Consider the following 17,863-nt stretch of genomic DNA (forward strand, 5'->3'; position numbering starts at 1 on the left):
TCTCCATTGGTAAGAATAAACACAAATCATCAATATATGATATAATGAGAAGCTGAAAATGGATTTTGCGGAAACTGCTTGAACATCAGAAGCTATACTCTACAAATCATATACCGGTTTTACACTTATATGGCAGAAGAAAGGATACTACATGACAATAAACACACAGAAAGATTTCAGACACGAAAAAAATAGATTGAAGGAAACAAGGGATTATCTCGAGAAAACCCTTGAAATCATGGAAATCCGAAAAGGAAAGCATAATGAGGAGATCAAGGATGCCTATGTACATCTGGATCATACAGACAGCAGTCTGAGTTATTCCAACATCATGCTGCATACGGAGTTTCTGGATGATCTGGAGAAGAACTATGAACTTCTAAAATATTCCAGAAAAACACCATATTTCGCCCGTATCGATATCAGACAGAAAGACAAAGATCACAAGGAGGAGCTCTACATCGGTAAGGTGTCCCTCTATGAACCGGGCATGGAAACTCCTCTTGTAGTGGACTGGAGAGCCCCCATCGCCAGTGTGTACTATGATGGAAGACTCGGTGAAACCGCCTATAAGGCTGGGAAATACGAGCATGTAGTGGATCTGTCCCTGAAAAGACAATACACCATAGAAGATGGTCAGCTGTCGGATTATATGGATGTGGATATCTCAACCTCAGACACCTTTCTTCAGGCATCTTTAAACAGACATGCAGAGCAGAAGCTGAAGGACATCGTATCCACCATCCAGTCAGAGCAGAATCAGATCATCCGCGCTGATGTCCTAAAGCCTCTGGTGGTTCAGGGCGCTGCCGGAAGCGGAAAGACCACCATCGCGCTGCACAGGATCGCGTATCTTCTTTATACCTATGCAGACATCTACTATCCGGAGCAGTTCATGATTCTGGCTCCCAATACGCTCTTTCTCGACTACATCTCCAGTGTCCTTCCTGAACTTGGTGCAAACCGTGTGCAGCAGACCACCTATGTAGATCTCATGAGCAAGGTCATCGGGAAGAAGATCCGAATCAGCGACACCAACGAGAAACTCAACACGCTCATAAGAACAGACGAGAATGCCATCAGCACAGAGGAAAAGAACCTGATGATCCACTCCTCCAGAATGAAGAACTCTCTGGAAATGAAAGAAGCACTGGACCGTTTTGCAGAGGATGCTGAAAAGGCTATGCTGCCGGAGGAAGACCTGATGCTGGAGGATCATCTTCTCTATGCAAAAGAAGATCTTAAAGTGCTGTTTTTTGAGAACTATGCCTATCTTCCACTCTATAAGAGAGTCGACAGCATAAGAAAATATCTTGCACCTACGGTGAGAACTAAGGTTAAGCACATTTTAAAAGATCTTAAGACAGACTACGATCGCAGAATCGATAACATCATGATGAACGAAGATCCATCTGAAGAAAGACGGAAGAAGATCGGAACCCTTCGCGAAGAAAGAGAAGCACGGATCGAAGCTATTGAAAAAGGCGGCAGAACCGTAGTGAAAAAGTACATGTCTCTCTTTGCAAAGAAAGATCTCTTCGCATTCTATCAGGACCTTCTGCTTGAGCTGAAAATTTTCGCGCCGCAATTGTCTGAGGAACTTTGTGACTACATAGCAGTAAAATCGGTTGAACACAAGGCGGCAAAAGTTCTGGAACTGGAAGACCTGGCTGCACTTGCCTATCTGAAGGAAAAACTCTTCGGTATGGATGAGGATCTGGACACGAAAATGGTATTCATCGATGAAGCACAGGACTTCAGTGATTTTCAGTTCTACGTACTGAGGCATCTGCTGAAGACGGACAGATTCACAATTCTTGGAGACTTGTCTCAGGGAATCCATATGTATCGAGCCATCCATGACTGGTCCTATCTGAAGTCGGACCTGTTCGATGCAGACGTCAATTACCTGACACTGGAGCAGAGTTATCGTACTACAATTGAAATCATGAAGGAAGCCAATTTCGTGCTGAGCCAATGCCCCATGGAAGGGCTGATTCCTGCAAAACCCGTGGTAAGACATGGAGAAAAGCCTGAAATCATCCATACAGATGACAGGAAAAAGTGGGTTGCTCACCTGCTTAGACTTCTGGAAAACTGGGAAAGCGCCGGCATGAACACCATGGCTGTCATCGCAAAGACATCAGAAGAGGCGAAAATCATCCACAAGGAGCTGAAGAGAACCGGAAAGCAGGATATTCTGCTTGTGGATGAGAAGACACAGCATTATGATCAGAACATCGTGGTGATTCCAGCCCATCTTTCCAAAGGACTGGAATTCGATGCAGTGATCATCGCCTCACTCATGGAGAAGTACAATCCAGCACCACTCGACACAAAGCTCATGTATGTAGCCATGACCAGAGCCATGCATAAAATGGCAGTGCTGGATCTCAACCATTCCATCGGATTCTACAAAGGAGGTGCCCATGAAAAGGAAATGCAGCATCTGCAATAACGAAACCTGGAGTTTCCACCATGATATTTTCAAGGTGGACTACTTTGTCTGCGATCATTGCGATTTCATCTTCAAGGATCCTGAAGCACTCCTGTCAGAAGAAGAGGAACTTAAGATCTATGAAAGTCACGAAAACTCCATCGAAGACCTCACCTATGTGGCCTATTTCAGGAGATTTCTCGAGGAGGCTGTATTCCCTTTCTCCAAATCAGGAAAACAAGGTCTGGACTTCGGCAGTGGTCCTTCACCAGTCCTGGCCATGATTCTTGAAAGAGACTACGGTTACCACATGGATATCTATGATCTCTTCTACGCACCCAAAAAAATCTATGAGGGCAAGACCTATGATCTGGTCACATGTACCGAAGTCATCGAACATCTGGAAGATCCTCTGGTTCATTTCCAGACCATGAAAGAAGCCATGAATGAAAACGGTATTCTGGCCATCATGACGCAATTCCACCAAAATGATGTGGAGCACTTCAGATCCTGGCACTATATGCGTGACCGCTCCCATATCGCCTTCTACAGAAGAAAGACCTTGGAGAAGATTGCAGAAATCATCGGACTTGAAATGATCTACTGCAATGACAAAAATTATGCCACGTTCAGAAGAAAATAAATAACCTTATGATAAAACCGAGAAGAAGTTCAGATGCCACTGAATTTCTCCTCGGTTTTATCATTATTTTTCCAGAGATACCTTTCTCCCGTTTAAGACTTCTGACAGTTTTGAAAGAATCTCTTCCTGGGAAATTTCCTCATTCAGATGATACAGCATACGAATCACAAAGTCATCCTTCACGACCACCATTTCACGCTCGTTCACTACGTAAACCTCATCCATTCCAGACACTGTAATCTTCTCCGGGTCGTCCATATTCAGACTGAAATAACCGCTTTCACTGAAGGCTTCCGCAAGATTTTTTCGAAGCTTCGCATTTCTCACCTCATACACATCCTGATATAAAGAAGTGCTGCTGTAAACGGCATTACTGTACTCCACGGTCTTTACGACTTCTCCCCATATGGATTCTCTGCGTTTGTAGGAATCCACCATATAGTACGGTTTTTCACTGCCGTCTGCCTTCTCGATACCGAAGTCCTCCAGGGTCATATAGGGTCCATCCATAGCACTGGGGTCATTTTCTTTCTCCATGCTTGCAACCTCCAGGAGTCCCATAAGAAGGATTGCGGATACAGAGACAGCCATAATACGCTTAAACCAAGGCTTCAGTTTCTTTGCGAAAGGTCTGATTTCGCGAAAAGGGATCCCTTTTCTGAGCTTTGAAATATAGTGCTGACTGCTGTAGATTCCTAGGATGAGTTCACCTATTCCAATGAAGAGAATGAGTGAAACCGCTAAGAAAAGCGAAGGAGTATCTATAAGCATAATATACAAATTATTACGGATCATCTGTATAAACCCTGACACGCTCTTTGCCTGGAAACTGGCAAAATTCATAAAAAATATAAACAGCCAAAGAATCAGTGTTGTGAAAATAGCCTTTATATCGCTTTTTCTCAGAATCTTCACAGTTTCAATCTGCTCTAGAGGCTCATAATAAAGCTCCGGTACATTCGCTTCCTTATCCGCAGAAAAAACATGGATGTACTTGTTCCCGCAGACATAGTTCCAGCCGGCATCCTCATAGACCGCCACCTGAACCTCGGAGATATTTCTATTCTCTTCTTTCTTGTAATCCACCACTTCTACACGATAAAGAAGCTCCTTTGGCTCATCCACAAGGAATCTGCTGAGATAATCACCTCTCTTTTCCAGAAACAGCCCTTTTCGTGCTTTTTCCTCATAGAATTCTTCAATTTCAGATAGGGAAAATGAACTGGGATGAAAATAGTATTTCTTCTTCATGTGACATCCTCCAATATTTTACCGTCGATCACCTGATTCTTCAGCCGCTGATATTCGTCTTTCAGCGCTTCAATCCCCATTGCAGTGATATGATAGGTTTTTTTCCTGCCTTCTTCTTCCACCAGTTCGATGAGCCCTTCTTTGTTCATGCGAGTCAGGACGCCGTAGAGCGTTCCCGGACCAATGAGCAGCCTTCCCCGGGAAAGCTCCTTGATGCTCTGCATCATGCCATAGCCATGACTTGGATCAATAAGGGACAGCAGTATATAGAAAGTAGCTTCTGTCATTGGTGTAGCGCTCATCAAAAACCCTCTTTTCACATAACTATTATGCATCTCGATATATCGTATGACATAATAGTAAAATACAGAGCAATTTCTGTCAACCACAAAAGGAAAAGAACTGATTCTTATAAGAAAAGAACCGGATTTTTCTCCGGTTCTTTTCTTTGCCATCAGGCATCATTCTTTTAGGGGAAACTGTTTGAAGTGGTTTAGGGTCTTTCAATAAGGGTCAGTTTCAGATCCAGATACGCTCCTTCACGATAAACCTTCACTGTGACCACATCACCTTTATTCTTGGAATTCTTGATTTTATTGATGTCCTGAACAGAGGTCACTTTCTGACCGTCGAATTCTGTGATGACATCTCCCACCATCATGGATGCAAGGTAGGCTGGTGTATTGTCCTGGACTTCCACCACAAGAACGCCTACAGGAATATCATTCTGCTCCGCTGTGGCTTCGTTGATTTCTCTTCCAGCTATGCCCACAAGAAGCTGAGCTTTGGAGAGTGCATCCAGATCATTGGTCAGTGTGTTGATCGGAATGGCAAATCCTATGCCTTCCACTTCCTGGCTGGCAATCTTTGCGGAGTTTATGCCGATGACTTCTCCTTTTGCGTTGATCAGCGGTCCACCGGAGTTTCCTCCGTTGATGGCTGCGTCCGTCTGGAAATAGTTGTACTCGCTGTTGCCGATGGCGACAGTTCTTTCAGTTGCGGAGATGATTCCTGAAGTAACGGATCCCGCAAACTCTTTGGACAGAGGATTTCCTATGGCAATGACGGATTCGCCCACCACCACATTGTCAGAATCGCCAAGGGTGACAATACCCGGCACCTTCACATCTTCATCCATCTGAATCACTGCCAGGTCATTGCTGGCATCATAGTTGACGACTTTTGCGGAAACTTCTTCACCGGTGTATAGAATCACGACGATTTCTTCTCCGCCCTCCACCACGTGATAATTTGTGGCGATGAGACCTTCTTCGCTGAGAATGAATCCGGTCCCGATGCTTTCATTATATCCTCCCTGAGGATTGAAGAAACCTGGTGCACCTGGAACCCTTACCGATACGGTCACAACTGCTGGCTGAACCATGCTGACGATCTCAGGTACACTGAGCCCTTCTTCTCTCAGCTGTGGAGTCGAAATCTGAACAGGCTTTGCACCATCTGCACTTTCCTGAATAATTTCACCCAGCTTCGAGTTTTCGAAGAAGCTTGTACCCGGCAGCACATTGTATGCGCTGTATATACCGAGTGAGGTGCCAAGCAGTGTGAATATAAGGGCTACAGCAATCATGGAAAGTCCAGAAAATCTTTTCTTTCTCTTCGTTCCATTGCCTCCGCTGTTTCCACCTTCGTAATGAGATGCTCCTCTGTAGACATAGGCATCCTCGTTTCTTGGATCACGCATGTCATTTACAGGCTCACTCACTTCTCTGGCATACTCCGGAACATTTCTGTAATCCTGCGTATCTTCCTTTTCATTCTCGTGATTCATGCTGTCTTGCGACGATACTTCCATTTCGTTTTCGTAATTCATGTTGACATCCTGGTATTTATTTTCTTCTCTATCCGGATCTTGTCCGTATGGATCTTTATAGCTCATGATGATTGTCCTCCTTTGTCTCTCTCTTGATGGTATTATCATACCCATTCAATGTTACAGAAAAGTGTCATGCAGAATAATTTTATACAAATTATTCCGATTTGTCTTAAGATCACGTCGCAGGAGCATTCTGCAGTGGGTACTCACATTTTACCTCAGAAAAAATAAAAACAGCTGAAAAATCTTTCAAAGTGGTAATGGAAGCTGATGAAAATTTCCCTTCTATGAAATGAAAAGGATACCTTTTAAAATACACTGAAAATACACTTTTCGTTATTGAATTAACAATGTCAGGGTGATATACTTCCATTGTCAAACAAAAGGGAGGAAATGAACAAATGAAAAAAATGAAGAAATTATTCGCACTGGTTCTTATTTCCGTCATGGCGCTCAGCGCCTTCGGATGTGGAGCCAAGGAAGAAGCAGAAGAGACACCTTCAGCAGAAGGAATCTTCACTCCAGGTACTTATACAGCGGAAGAGACCGGACATAACGGCCCCGTTAAAGTAACGGTCACTGTAACGGAAAACGAGATTGAGAAGATTGAAGTGGAAGCAGCGGATGAAACCCCTGCCATAGCAGCGCCTGCCATCGAAGGAATCATTGATGAGATTCTGGCAAGTCAGGGACTTGGTGTAGATGCCGTCACAGGCGCCACCGTGTCCTCCAATGCAGTCATTGCTGCAGTTACAGCTGCTCTGGGAGAAGCGGGTGCAGATATCGAAGCCCTGAAGAAAATCAAGGTGGAAAAAGAGAAAACAGAAGTATCCGATAAAGAAGCGGACATCGTCATCATCGGTGCCGGTGGTGCAGGTATGAGCGCAGCGGTGGAAGCTGCAAGCGCGGGCAAGTCCGTAATCATCGTAGAGAAGATGCCCATCGTCGGAGGAAACACCAACAGAGCCACAGGTGGAATCAACGCTTCAGAAACCAGTATTCAGGAAGCGGAAGGCATAGAAGACACAATCGATACATTCTATGATGATACCTTCAAGGGTGGAAAAGAGGAAAACGATCCTGAGCTTTTGCGCGTCATGGTGGAAAACTCTTCCAGCGCAGTAGACTGGCTCAATGAACTGGGTGCAGGTTTAACAAGAGTATCCTTATCCGGTGGAGCTACAAATCCCAGAATCCATACACCAGCTGATGGTTCCGCTGTTGGACCTGTGGTGGTTGAAGTTCTTCATAACAGGCTGAAGGAACTGGGCGTGGAAATTCTTATGGAAACCACTGCCACAAAGATCCTGGAAGAAGAGGGTCAGGCGACAGGAATTGAAGCTGCAACCGTTGATGGAAGTACGTTTATGATCAAGGCCGGTGCGGTGATCATCGCAGCAGGTGGATTCGGAGCCAACAGTGATATGGTGGAAAGCTTCAGACCTGACCTGGTCGGTTTCTCCACCACCAACCATGCCGGTGCCACAGGAGACGGAATCGAGCTTGGACAAGCTGTAAATGCTGCTCTTGACGACATCGAGCATATTCAGATTCATCCGACCACAGACCCTGAATCCGGATATATGTTTACAGAAGGTCTGCGTGGTGATGGTGCCATTCTCATCAATGCAGAAGGAAAGAGATTCACCGATGAACTGCTCACAAGAGATGTGGTTTCAGCTAATATTCTGAAGCAGACAGGTGGCATCGCCTATCTTGTCACCAATGAGGAAATGAAGGAAGAAAATGCTGCTCTGGCGGGTTACATCAAAAAGGGCTATGCTGTAGAATGTGAAACACTGAAGGATGTGGCAGAAGCCATCGGTGCTGAAGAAGCGGATGTCACCGAAACCATGTCCAAGTACCTGGATGCTGTGACATCCGGATCCGATGAAGAATTCGGAAGAACCCATCTTACACAGACTCTGGAAGAAGGACCTTACTATATCCTGAAGGTCACTCCAGGAATCCACCACACCATGGGTGGACTGAAGATCGATACAGAAACACATGTAATCAATGTAGATGGAGAAATCATCAAGGGTCTCTATGCTGCAGGAGAAGTCACAGGAGGCGTTCACGGTGCAAACCGTATCGGTGGAAACGCCATGACAGACATCATTGTTTTTGGAAGAATCGCAGGACAGATCGCAGTAGACGAACTAAGCAGATAATCAGCATCACATAAAGAAACAAGACACCCTGAATTTTTTTCAGGGTGTCTTGCTTCTTTATGTGGAATCTCACTATTCTCTTCTACTTCCTTCTGTAGCTCAGCCTTGTGATCTTGTCGATGAGTCCGTTGAGGCTGGATGCAATATCCTGAGGACGTTCCAACATCACATCGGAAACAGAATCCTGCACGATGAGTGTCTCCACATCACTGCTGTAGCCAAGATAACGTTCCTGATTGAACCGTTCCATATTACGATTGCTCGTTATAAGATGAAGCGGATTTTCACCCAGAAGGTTCGTCTTCACAGGAAGGGCTTCGGCCGTCTCCATATAGCCAAGCTCCGCTTTCATGATGTTCATCATGCTCCTGGTGAGTCTGAGATTCGAATGAAACTCTTTTTCCTCATTGTCCAGACTGACTTCATCAAAAAAGTCCAGAATACCGCTGCTTTGCATAAGCCTTGGCAGTCCTACGGCACCAAGCACTTCCTTGGAAAAGAAAGAAGCGGTTCTGATGTCCCTGTACCTTACGATTTCCTCACTGCCTGCCATTTCTCCCATGGGATTGATGAACAGTGCACCCAGGACTTCATCCGGATAGAGATTCAGATATTCCTGCATGACCAGAGAACCGTATTCCTCTCCCACGAGAATGAATTCCATCTTCCATCCAAATCTTCTGAACATGAAATGAAGGTCCTCTGCGATTTCTCTAGGGGTCTTGTATTCCCCTTCCGTACCACCATACCCGGGTCTGTCATAGAAAAACAGTCTGGCATTGCCGTCGAATTTCTCCATGAGCTTCTGCTTGTGCAGAAGAGATTCTCCGGAAGCACCATCCACAATGACGATGTAGTCGCCACTGCCATGGATCTCGTAATTATAGTTCACCTGATTCACCATGATCTGGTTTCCGCTGACCTGATCCAGATAGATCTTCGCCTGATATTCCTCATACAGGTATCCAGCGAAAAACAGTGCAGCAAGAAAAAGAACAATTACTCTTATGATGTTCTTTTTGTTGATCATCTTTCTGAATTTATGCCTTTCAAGGCTGTTGGATTCTACTATGAAACTCATGACTTATCTACCACCTAACGAAAGTCCGGGTTTTGCATTGAGATCATTGCCCGATACATGTCCCTTTATGAACTGGAAATAAGCTGCGCTGCCGATCATGGCCGCATTATCCGTACAGAGAATGGCATCCGGGAAGAGAATTCTCACATTCTCCTCTTCGCCCTTCTGAAGAAGCGCTTCTCTTAAGCTGGAATTGGAGGCGACGCCACCTGCCACAGCGATCTTATCAAGGTTTCTGCTCTTTATGGTCTTCATGGCATTCTCCACAAGCACGGAAACCACTGCGTGCTGAAAAGAAGCAGACACATCCGGCACATTGATTTCATTGCCTCTCTGCTTTTCGGAATTGAGATAATTCAGTACAGAGGACTTCAGCCCGGAAAAGGAGAAGTCCAGCGTATCTTCATGGAAATTCGCTTTGGGGAATTTTATGGCAAGAGGGTTCCCTTCCTTGGCGATCTTATCAATCTTGGGTCCTCCGGGATAGCCCAGCCCCATAGCTCTAGCCACTTTATCAAAGGCTTCTCCTGCCGCATCGTCTCTGGTTTCACCCATGACTTCGAAATCATCATAGTCCTTCACATGCACCACGAAGGTATGCCCGCCTGATACCACCAGGGAAACGAAAGGTGGCTGAAGCTCCTTGTACTGAATGTAGTTTGCTGCGATATGCCCTTCTATATGATTCACTCCTATGAGCGGAACACCCAGTGAAAAGGCGAAACCTTTGGCGAACTGAAGTCCCACAAGCAGCGCACCCACAAGACCTGGACCATAGGTCACCGCCACTGCATCAATATCTTCTCTTCCGATATTCGCTTCCTTCATGGCCAGCTCCACAACACCTGTGATGTTCTCCACATGTTTTCTGGATGCCACCTCCGGTACCACGCCACCGAATTTCTGATGAATCTCGATCTGGGAAGATATGATATTGGAAAGGACCTCTCTGCCGTTTTTCACAATGCTGCAGGCAGTTTCATCGCAGCTGGATTCAATTGCTAAAATATATACATCTTTCATTGCACATTACCGGAATCCATCCTAAAAGATTCCTTACTCCTTTTCTTCATTGCCTGTAGTGGAATGAGGAAGAAACTCTACCGGGTTTACATTCAGACGCTTTCCTTTCCGGTAGCCCCTGATGATAGAACCGCATGAATTTCAGTTCATTTCCATAACTAATATATTATACCCTTAACTAAATTTATACGCAAAAAATCTTAAAATAACATAAACATTTTCGTGAACGGAATTTCCGTTCCATGATATAATGAAATCAGAATGAATGTTCATGAATGACAGCAAGATGGACACACACGAAAAGGAGCAGAAGATAGAATGGCAGATTATGCAAAAGTGGTGGTGCCTGGAACCCCCATCAGTAAATCCAATTTCAAAATGGTCAGTAAGGATGGACGCTTTTTCATGCCCCATGATACGGGCAGCTACAGCGACAGGTATTCCATCTATGAAACCTCCATTGCCCTTCTGGCAAGGTCACAGAATCCGGGCATCGTCTTCACGGAATCGCTCATCGCTGTGCTGAAGGTTTTCTATAAAAGCGAAAAAAGGCATCCTGACACCAACAACATCACCAAGAGCATTTTCGACGGGATCGAAAAATCCGGTCTCATCATAAACGATGCACAGGTCACAAGACTCGTCATCGAAGAGTATTATGATAAGGAAAATCCCAGATTCGAACTGGAGCTTTTCAAGGAAAGCATCTTCAACATGGAATTCACAGTGATCAGAAGAGAAGAGCCCATCGCTCAAAAGAGCTATGAACCGCCTTCCAACACCAAAGGAAAGATGAAAACAGGAAAATCCGATCCGTCTTCCAAGGAAGGAAATGACCCGAAGAAAAAAGCAAGCGCATCCAGAAAGTGTTCCGTCTGCGACAAGACCCTCACCAAGGGAAACTTCATCAGCGGAAACGGTGGCAGTACCCTGATCTGCAAGAACTGCTTCGCGAAACTGATCTGATTCACTTTCAGAAAAGCCTCCTCCGGAGGTTTTTTATTTTGCGGTTTTCCGCTTCAAAGGAATGAAGTGACTCTTCCCGCCAAAGAACTTAAAAACTTCTGAAACACAATCACATTCACATTTACAGATGGTGTTCTGTGCTATAATGATTAAGATTTTGCAAACGAAAATACGATGTAGAGAGAGTTGATTCCATTTGAGAAAACGACGTAATTATGCATGGCTTGCACTGCTTGTCTTTCCCCTGCTGATGCTTTCTGCAGGAAACTTCCTCACTGGAAACGAAAAGGAAGTGGCAGAAGCTGCTGTGGATGGTGTACCGATAGAGACTGTAGTCATTGAAGAAGATCCCTATGAAGCGTTCAGCCGATTCATCATTGATGCTGAAAACAGCTTCTATAATCAGACCATGAAGGAAAAAATGCTCAGCAGAGGAGTTCATGCCCCCTATGAAGGGGACCCAGTGATCCTTCAGCTGAAGCAGAATGAAAACCCGATCCTTGTTCAGCGTAAATGGGACCTTCCTTTTGCAGGCCTTGAGCTCATGGCGCCGCTTCTTGATTTTGAATTCACCTGGATTGTCCCTCAGAAGGAACTGATTCTGGTGAAAAGCACTGAGAAAGGAAGCGTCCACGCCTCCATATCAGTGAATTCCAGAAAGGTTTTATTGGAATTCCAGGATGAAAAGCTCTACCAGTCAGAAATCCTGCTTCTTGGGGAAACCTACCTGAATGAGCACCATCAGCTCATGGTGCCTATGGAGGATCTTCTTAGGTTCACCGGTTATGATATCGCTTTTTCCGGAGGCGACCTTGTTGAAATCTCCGGTCCGAAGAACGGAGACCAGAAGATGCATATTCTGAGCCATCTGGATGAAAATGAGAAAAGAGCACAAGAAGGTTATTTTACAGAACTGGATAAGAATCAGACCGATCAGGAAGTGAGTTTCATCCTTCTGGGAGATATGGGTCTGGGCACCAGTTACGGCAGAAAGAATCTCTTTGATGAAAAATGGCTGGAATATGGCGGTGGTCATTTTCTCTATCATCTGAAGAAAGATTTTGAATCGGCAGACCTTGTCATCACCAACCTGGAGAATGTATTCACGGAAAGGACGGCTACTCAGCCTGATAAGATCTACACCTACAAAGCACATCGGACAGAATACCTTGATGTCCTCACGGAAGGTGGCATCACTCATGTGAATGTAGTGAACAACCATATGGTGGATTACCTGCAGGAAGGCTTTGATGATACTCTATCCTATCTCGATGACTACGGAATTGAGTACTTCGGCACCAATCTCACCAAAACCGATAATATCGAACTGGGAAACATCGAGGTGGAATCCTATTCTGTCTATGAAAAAGACGGGTTCAAGGTGGGTATGCTCGGTTATCTGGGTTTCAACACCAGTTTTGTCTCAGATGAAAAGATTCTGGAAGATATCCGGATGATGAAAGAAGTGGAAAAGGTGGACTACATCATAGCTGCCATGCACTGGGGTGGCCAGAACACCCATGAAGTGGGCTGGAGACAGAAGCAGATGGGAAGAATGCTCATCGACAGCGGAGTGGACCTGGTGTATGGTAACCATCCCCATGTTCTGCAGGAACTGGAAGTCTACAATGGAAAGCCCATCTACTACAGCCTGGGCAATTTCCTCTTCATCGACTATAAATCCGCCAAGGATCCCGATGGCGCCATGGTTAAGGTAGAGCTGGAGAAGGACGGCTTCGGAGAAGTGACAGCCTCCCTCACTCACTCACCCATTCTGTGGTCCGGAGATCCCGTGAAGAACACGTATATGCCGAAACGGACGGAAGATCCCTTTCTCATAAGGAGAACTCTTGATAAGCTGAACGTGACAACCACAGAGCCAATCAATCTGAAATAGCAATTATAGAATCCTCACTTGCAGTCTGTCTCATTTTTTCGAGACCGGCTGCATTTTTCTTGGCCATGGGACTTTCTCCTCAGGTCCAGCGCTTTGCATGAAAACCTTTTACTCTATATAGAACTTCCCTGTTTCTGATGATACAATATAGAAAAGACTACCTACACAGGAGGAGGACATCATTTGAAGAACTGGAAAGTCCTGCTTTTCACATTCATCTTTTTTCTTTTCGTACTCACCTATGCAGTGGAAGGAATTCATTTCGAAAATGAGTTCACGATTCTCATCTTCGCCTCTGCCTTAGGACTTCTCATCAATTATTTCAGAAGCTATCATACGAAACTGCAGAAACCTATGATGACTGCAGGTTCTTTTCTTGTGGTGATTTTTGCCATGTCCGTACTGGGACGAAGCAGTTCCTACGGGTATATGCTCTACCTCTTTCCCTTGACCGTGGCCACTTTCAGCTATGGTCTGAAAGGCGGACTAGGTATGTATGCCGTTTCCCTGCTTTTTCACCTGGTCAGAAGCCGCTTTCTCGGTGAACCATTCGGTGATTTTCTTTCAGATGCCCTTCTTCTGGGCACAGCCTCTCTTGGTCCCATCTACATTTCCATCCAGCTTCATCAGCTCATTCATAAGAATGAAGCGTGGCTTGGCATGCTGCATATGAAAATCAACGAGATGTCCCTTCTTCGAGAAATCACAGCCTCCATGCAGGGTGCCACGGACCTTGGTAAACTGGATAAGATCGTCCTCAGCACTTTAACGGCAGGCTATGGTCTGGGTTTCAACCGCGCTCTTCTTTTTCTTGTGGATGGGGATGCGGTGTATGGAGAATATGCCATCGGACCTTCCAGCAAGGCCGAAGCCTATAAAGTCTGGGGGAAAGTGGTGACCCATCAGATCAATCTTCATGATGTCATCGAAAACCACGAGGATACGGATGTGACACTTCTTGAGAAGATGAAAAGTCTCCGTTTCAGTTTAAAGGAAGATTTCGAGAATCCCATCGTCCGGTGCTGTCTTCTGAAATCGCCTATGCATATCACCGGAGGCGATGCCGATGCCTTCGGTGAGGAAATGAAGAGCCTTATGTTTGAGAATTATGCGCTTGTTCCGCTCATGGCGAAAAACCACGTGGTTGGTGTGTTCCTTGTGGACAACAGGTTCAATGAAAAGCCCATCACCGATGAAGCACTGGACAGCCTCATCACTTTTGCAGGACCTGCCGCTCTGGCCTTTGACAATACAAGGCTTAGTGAACATGTCAGAAAACTGGCCGTCACAGATGAACTCACTAGGCTCTACAACCACCGGTTCTATAAAGATACGATTCAGAAACTCATGAAAGAACAAACATCCTTCTTCCTCATGGTCATCGATGTGGATGACTTCAAGCATTTCAATGAAACCTATGGTCATGCCACAGGAGACCGCGTCCTGTCAGAAGTCGGAACCGCATTAAGAAATGCAGTGGGAACAAAGGGAACCGCCTTCCGGTACGGCGGTGATGAATTCACCATCATCTTACCTGGTGCCACGAGAGAAGAGACCCTGGAAGTGGCTCAACGCATCCAGGAAAACATCAGCGACATGGCACTCGATGCTGTATCCACTCCTCTTACAATCAGCATCGGTGTAGCGGAATTTCCCGATGAATCTGAAACAGAAGCAGAACTTTTCATCACAGCGGACAGAAAGCTCAGCTTCGCCAAAGGCTCAGGCAAAAATACAGTGACCTGGGAGGTGCAGACATGATCATCACAGGACTTTCCTTTATGCTTCTTCTTTTCTTTGTCTACAAGGTGAAGATTTTCAATCAGGATGGAAGCATCGAGAAGAACTATATGCCCAAAGACTCGGATTTCACCATAACAACCATGCCTTTTCGTACGGAGCGGATTGTCTACTATGTGACTGTACCGAATCCGACTTTCGGAAAAGATCCGGAGCTCATCGATAAGCTCATGGTGGAATATATCCGGAAAAAGGATTTCGACAGCCATCCCATTGCCATTCAGGTCTACTACAGAAGCGATGAAACCCGGAAACTTGTAGCGGAAGTTCTTTCCAGACGTTTTGAAGTGCCTTATCTTGAAAGTCTCCATGGAGAAAATCTTCTGACGGAAAGTCAGTACAGAAACCTGAGACTTTATAAGTACAATCACCCTTCCACAGTGGCGCAGCTTCGCAGGGAAGTGGCTAAAAAACTTCAGCCCATTCAGACCGTGTACTGAGAAGAGAGTAAAAGGAAGCCCAGGGAAAATCTGATGCGATTTCCCCTGGGCTTCCTCTTTTTTCATGATAGAATCCAAGTCTCTCTTACATTGAACATGCAGCCAGATCAACCGGGATGCACTTATTTTTCTACTTGTTTTCCACCTGAAGTTCCTGCTTTTTCAGATAGGCTGCAGAAGCTTTTCCTGCACGCTCTCCTTTTGCAATGACCACATTCAGGTCATAGGAAACTTCATCCGCATTTCCAGCCACAAACATGCCCATGTCATCCATTCCTCTTCGGAATCGCTTGAAAAGCCGCTTGGATGGATCAAGCCCCACGGACAGGAGCAGACTGTCACAGGGCAGGAATTCTTCCTCCTGGTCGCTGCTTTTGATTCTGACCCCCTCGATTCTTCCGTTCTCCTTGATCTGTATGATTTTCGTGCTGTAGAGCATTCTGATCTGCTCGAATTCCATAAGGTCCTCACGGTATCCGTAGTCATCCTTCTGACCTCTGCTGGGCTCTATGATGGTGACTTCATCCGCTCCTTCAATGACCAGCATCTTCGCCAGATACAGACTGTTGATGTCCTGGCTGTAGATGATGACTTTCTTTCCAGGCAGATAACCGGCATTGACGATGAGCTTTCTGGCTGAACCCACAGACATGATTCCTGCAGATTTGTTGGAAGAGATGTTCAGTTCTCCTCGAGGTCTTTCTCTGGCCCCTGTGGCGAAAATGATGGATCTGGCCTTCACCTCCCTGACGCCTTCCGCTCCGGAGACATACTTCACCGTCTTGTCTCTTTTCACTTCCAGTACCAGTGAATTCACTTTGGCTTCAATGCCCTGGTCCTTCACCTGCTTCTTGAAATCTTCCGCCACTTCCACACCTGTGACGCCGTTTTCCATGAATCCATGACCTGCTTCTATGAGTTCGTTGAGAATTCCGCCCAGATTGTCTTCCCGATCCAGAATCAGGATATTCTCCACTCCCTCTTCCTTTGCTTTCAGCGCTGCGGAAATCCCACTGGCGCCACCGCCGATTACTATTAAATCATATTCAGTCATGACCTTCACCTCAAATTTCATCTCTTGTTATATATAATCTTACCCTTTTTTATGGTTGTTGTCACCAGATTCATCCCGAAATGATACGTGAGGAATCTGTAGGATGGCGCATCGATGAGTACAAGATCCGCATCTTTCCCCTCCTCAATGCTTCCGATCCGGTCCGCCCGATCAAGCGCTGCTGCACTGTTAAGCGTCACAGCGGTGAGGGCTTCCTCGGGGCTCATACCCATGTAGAGTGCTCCCAGGGAAATCATCAGCGGTACGGAGAAGGAATAGCAGCTTCCTGGATTGAAATCTGTTCCCATGGCCACTGGAAGTCCCATGTCGATCATATCTCTTGCTCTTGCGAAATCCTCTTTCAGAGAAAATGCAGTGAGCGGCAGAAGCACAGGAATCACTCCGCTTTCCTTCATCTTCCGCAGTCCCTCATCATTGGCCTTTAACAGATGATCTGCGCTGGTCAGACCAAGTTCTGCCGCAAGCGAGGCTCCACCCAGATCGTTGATTTCATCGGCATGTATCTTCAGCTTCAGACCCGCCTCTCTCATTCTCAGAAGATAGGCTCTGGAGTCTTCCACCGTGAACACATTCTTCTCTGTAAAGATGTCTCCGAATTCCGCAAGACCCTCTTCTTTCACCACAGGAAGCACTTCTTCTGCAAGGTAATCCAGAAACGCACGGTCTCTTCCCTTGTATTCCAGTGGAATGTCATGGGCACCCATGAAGGTGGATACCACTTCAAGTGGTCCCTCTTTCTGCAGCGCCTTTGCCACTCTCAGCTGTTTCAGCTCCGTTTCCTTATCCAGACCATATCCGCTTTTGGCTTCCACCGTGGTGATGCCCATTTCAGCCATGGATTTCAAGGTCTTCTTTCCGCTTTCAAGAAGCTCCTCAAAGCTCTTTTCTCGGGTCTTCTTCACGGTATACTTGATTCCGCCGCCCTTTTCCATGATGGCCATGTAGCTTTCGCCACGCAGTCTCATGCTGAATTCCTCTTCTCGGGTTCCCCCGAAGACCAGATGGGTATGAGGATCCACAAAGCCAGGAAGAAGGGTCTTCCCTTCCCCGTCGATGATTTCCGCATCCACCGCTTCCTTCTCCAGCTCTTCTCCGCCGATTCTAAGGATTTTCCCGTCTCTTACAAGAACCCATGGATGCGTGATTTCCAGAATCTCTCCCATGGATTTTCCACCCTGAGGTCCTTTTCCTCTATTGGTTGCAAGACTTGCCAGATTCTTTATCAGTAAATCTTTCATCTGT

14 protein-coding genes are annotated in these 17,863 nt (G+C 45.9%); 7 read left to right on the forward strand and 7 right to left on the reverse strand.

Features of this window, described 5'->3' with window-relative positions; genetic code table 11:
* Nucleotides 1-151 precede the first annotated feature (151 nt).
* A complete protein-coding gene (gene helD, locus ACHAL6_RS14345) occupies nucleotides 152-2,458 on the forward strand; it encodes an RNA polymerase recycling motor HelD (protein WP_395271357.1) in 2,307 nt (768 codons plus the stop codon).
* A complete protein-coding gene (locus tag ACHAL6_RS14350; protein ID WP_395271358.1) occupies nucleotides 2,430-3,080 on the forward strand; it encodes a class I SAM-dependent methyltransferase in 651 nt (216 codons plus the stop codon). Before helD ends, ACHAL6_RS14350 begins: the two co-directional genes overlap by 29 nt.
* A 63-nt stretch (nucleotides 3,081-3,143) precedes the next feature.
* Here the strand turns inward: ACHAL6_RS14350 and ACHAL6_RS14355 are convergent, their stop codons facing one another.
* From ACHAL6_RS14355 to ACHAL6_RS14365, 3 genes are all read right to left on the reverse strand, one after another.
* A complete protein-coding gene (locus tag ACHAL6_RS14355; protein WP_395271359.1) occupies nucleotides 3,144-4,331 on the reverse strand; it encodes a DUF2812 domain-containing protein in 1,188 nt (395 codons plus the stop codon).
* Nucleotides 4,328-4,633 (reverse strand): PadR family transcriptional regulator, encoded by a 306-nt coding sequence (locus tag ACHAL6_RS14360; protein ID WP_395271360.1) that lies wholly within the window; start codon nucleotides 4,631-4,633, stop codon nucleotides 4,328-4,330. Before ACHAL6_RS14360 ends, ACHAL6_RS14355 begins: the two co-directional genes overlap by 4 nt.
* A 191-nt stretch (nucleotides 4,634-4,824) precedes the next feature.
* Entirely contained in the window at nucleotides 4,825-6,228 is a 1,404-nt protein-coding gene (locus ACHAL6_RS14365) for a S1C family serine protease (RefSeq protein WP_395271361.1), read from the reverse strand.
* A 338-nt stretch (nucleotides 6,229-6,566) separates the two neighbouring features.
* Between ACHAL6_RS14365 and ACHAL6_RS14370 the strand changes: the two genes are divergently transcribed.
* Nucleotides 6,567-8,339 (forward strand): flavocytochrome c, encoded by a 1,773-nt coding sequence (locus ACHAL6_RS14370; RefSeq protein ID WP_395271362.1) that lies wholly within the window; start codon nucleotides 6,567-6,569, stop codon nucleotides 8,337-8,339.
* 82 nt (nucleotides 8,340-8,421) lie between these two features.
* Here the strand turns inward: ACHAL6_RS14370 and ACHAL6_RS14375 are convergent, their stop codons facing one another.
* Both ACHAL6_RS14375 and tsaD read right to left on the reverse strand, forming a co-directional pair.
* Nucleotides 8,422-9,420 carry an alpha/beta fold hydrolase gene (locus ACHAL6_RS14375; protein WP_395271363.1) on the reverse strand — a complete coding sequence of 333 codons (999 nt, stop codon included), beginning with the start codon at nucleotides 9,418-9,420 and terminating at the stop codon, nucleotides 8,422-8,424.
* Between the two features lie 3 nt (nucleotides 9,421-9,423).
* On the reverse strand, nucleotides 9,424-10,443 hold the full coding sequence (gene tsaD, locus ACHAL6_RS14380; protein ID WP_395271364.1) for a tRNA (adenosine(37)-N6)-threonylcarbamoyltransferase complex transferase subunit TsaD: 1,020 nt from the start codon (nucleotides 10,441-10,443) through the stop codon (nucleotides 9,424-9,426).
* A 318-nt stretch (nucleotides 10,444-10,761) separates the two neighbouring features.
* Between tsaD and ACHAL6_RS14385 the strand changes: the two genes are divergently transcribed.
* From ACHAL6_RS14385 to ACHAL6_RS14400, 4 genes are all read left to right on the forward strand, one after another.
* Nucleotides 10,762-11,409 carry a RusA family crossover junction endodeoxyribonuclease gene (locus tag ACHAL6_RS14385; protein WP_395271365.1) on the forward strand — a complete coding sequence of 216 codons (648 nt, stop codon included), beginning with the start codon at nucleotides 10,762-10,764 and terminating at the stop codon, nucleotides 11,407-11,409.
* Nucleotides 11,410-11,605: 196 nt separating this feature from the next.
* Nucleotides 11,606-13,306, forward strand: a complete 1,701-nt coding sequence (locus tag ACHAL6_RS14390) for a CapA family protein (RefSeq protein ID WP_395271366.1) — start codon at nucleotides 11,606-11,608, stop codon at nucleotides 13,304-13,306.
* A 183-nt stretch (nucleotides 13,307-13,489) separates the two neighbouring features.
* A complete protein-coding gene (locus ACHAL6_RS14395; protein ID WP_395271367.1) occupies nucleotides 13,490-15,067 on the forward strand; it encodes a diguanylate cyclase in 1,578 nt (525 codons plus the stop codon).
* Entirely contained in the window at nucleotides 15,064-15,546 is a 483-nt protein-coding gene (locus tag ACHAL6_RS14400; protein WP_395271368.1) for a hypothetical protein, read from the forward strand. Before ACHAL6_RS14395 ends, ACHAL6_RS14400 begins: the two co-directional genes overlap by 4 nt.
* 130 nt (nucleotides 15,547-15,676) lie before the next feature.
* Here ACHAL6_RS14400 and ACHAL6_RS14405 read toward each other — a convergent pair whose 3' ends face one another.
* Nucleotides 15,677-16,600 (reverse strand): NAD(P)/FAD-dependent oxidoreductase, encoded by a 924-nt coding sequence (locus ACHAL6_RS14405; protein WP_395271369.1) that lies wholly within the window; start codon nucleotides 16,598-16,600, stop codon nucleotides 15,677-15,679.
* Nucleotides 16,601-16,617: 17 nt separating this feature from the next.
* Nucleotides 16,618-17,859 (reverse strand): imidazolonepropionase, encoded by a 1,242-nt coding sequence (gene hutI, locus ACHAL6_RS14410; RefSeq protein ID WP_395271370.1) that lies wholly within the window; start codon nucleotides 17,857-17,859, stop codon nucleotides 16,618-16,620.
* Nucleotides 17,860-17,863 lie beyond the last annotated feature (4 nt).

Origin of the sequence: Proteiniclasticum sp. C24MP (assembly GCF_043951855.1) — a bacterium.
Taxonomy (GTDB): domain Bacteria; phylum Bacillota; class Clostridia; order Clostridiales; family Clostridiaceae; genus Proteiniclasticum.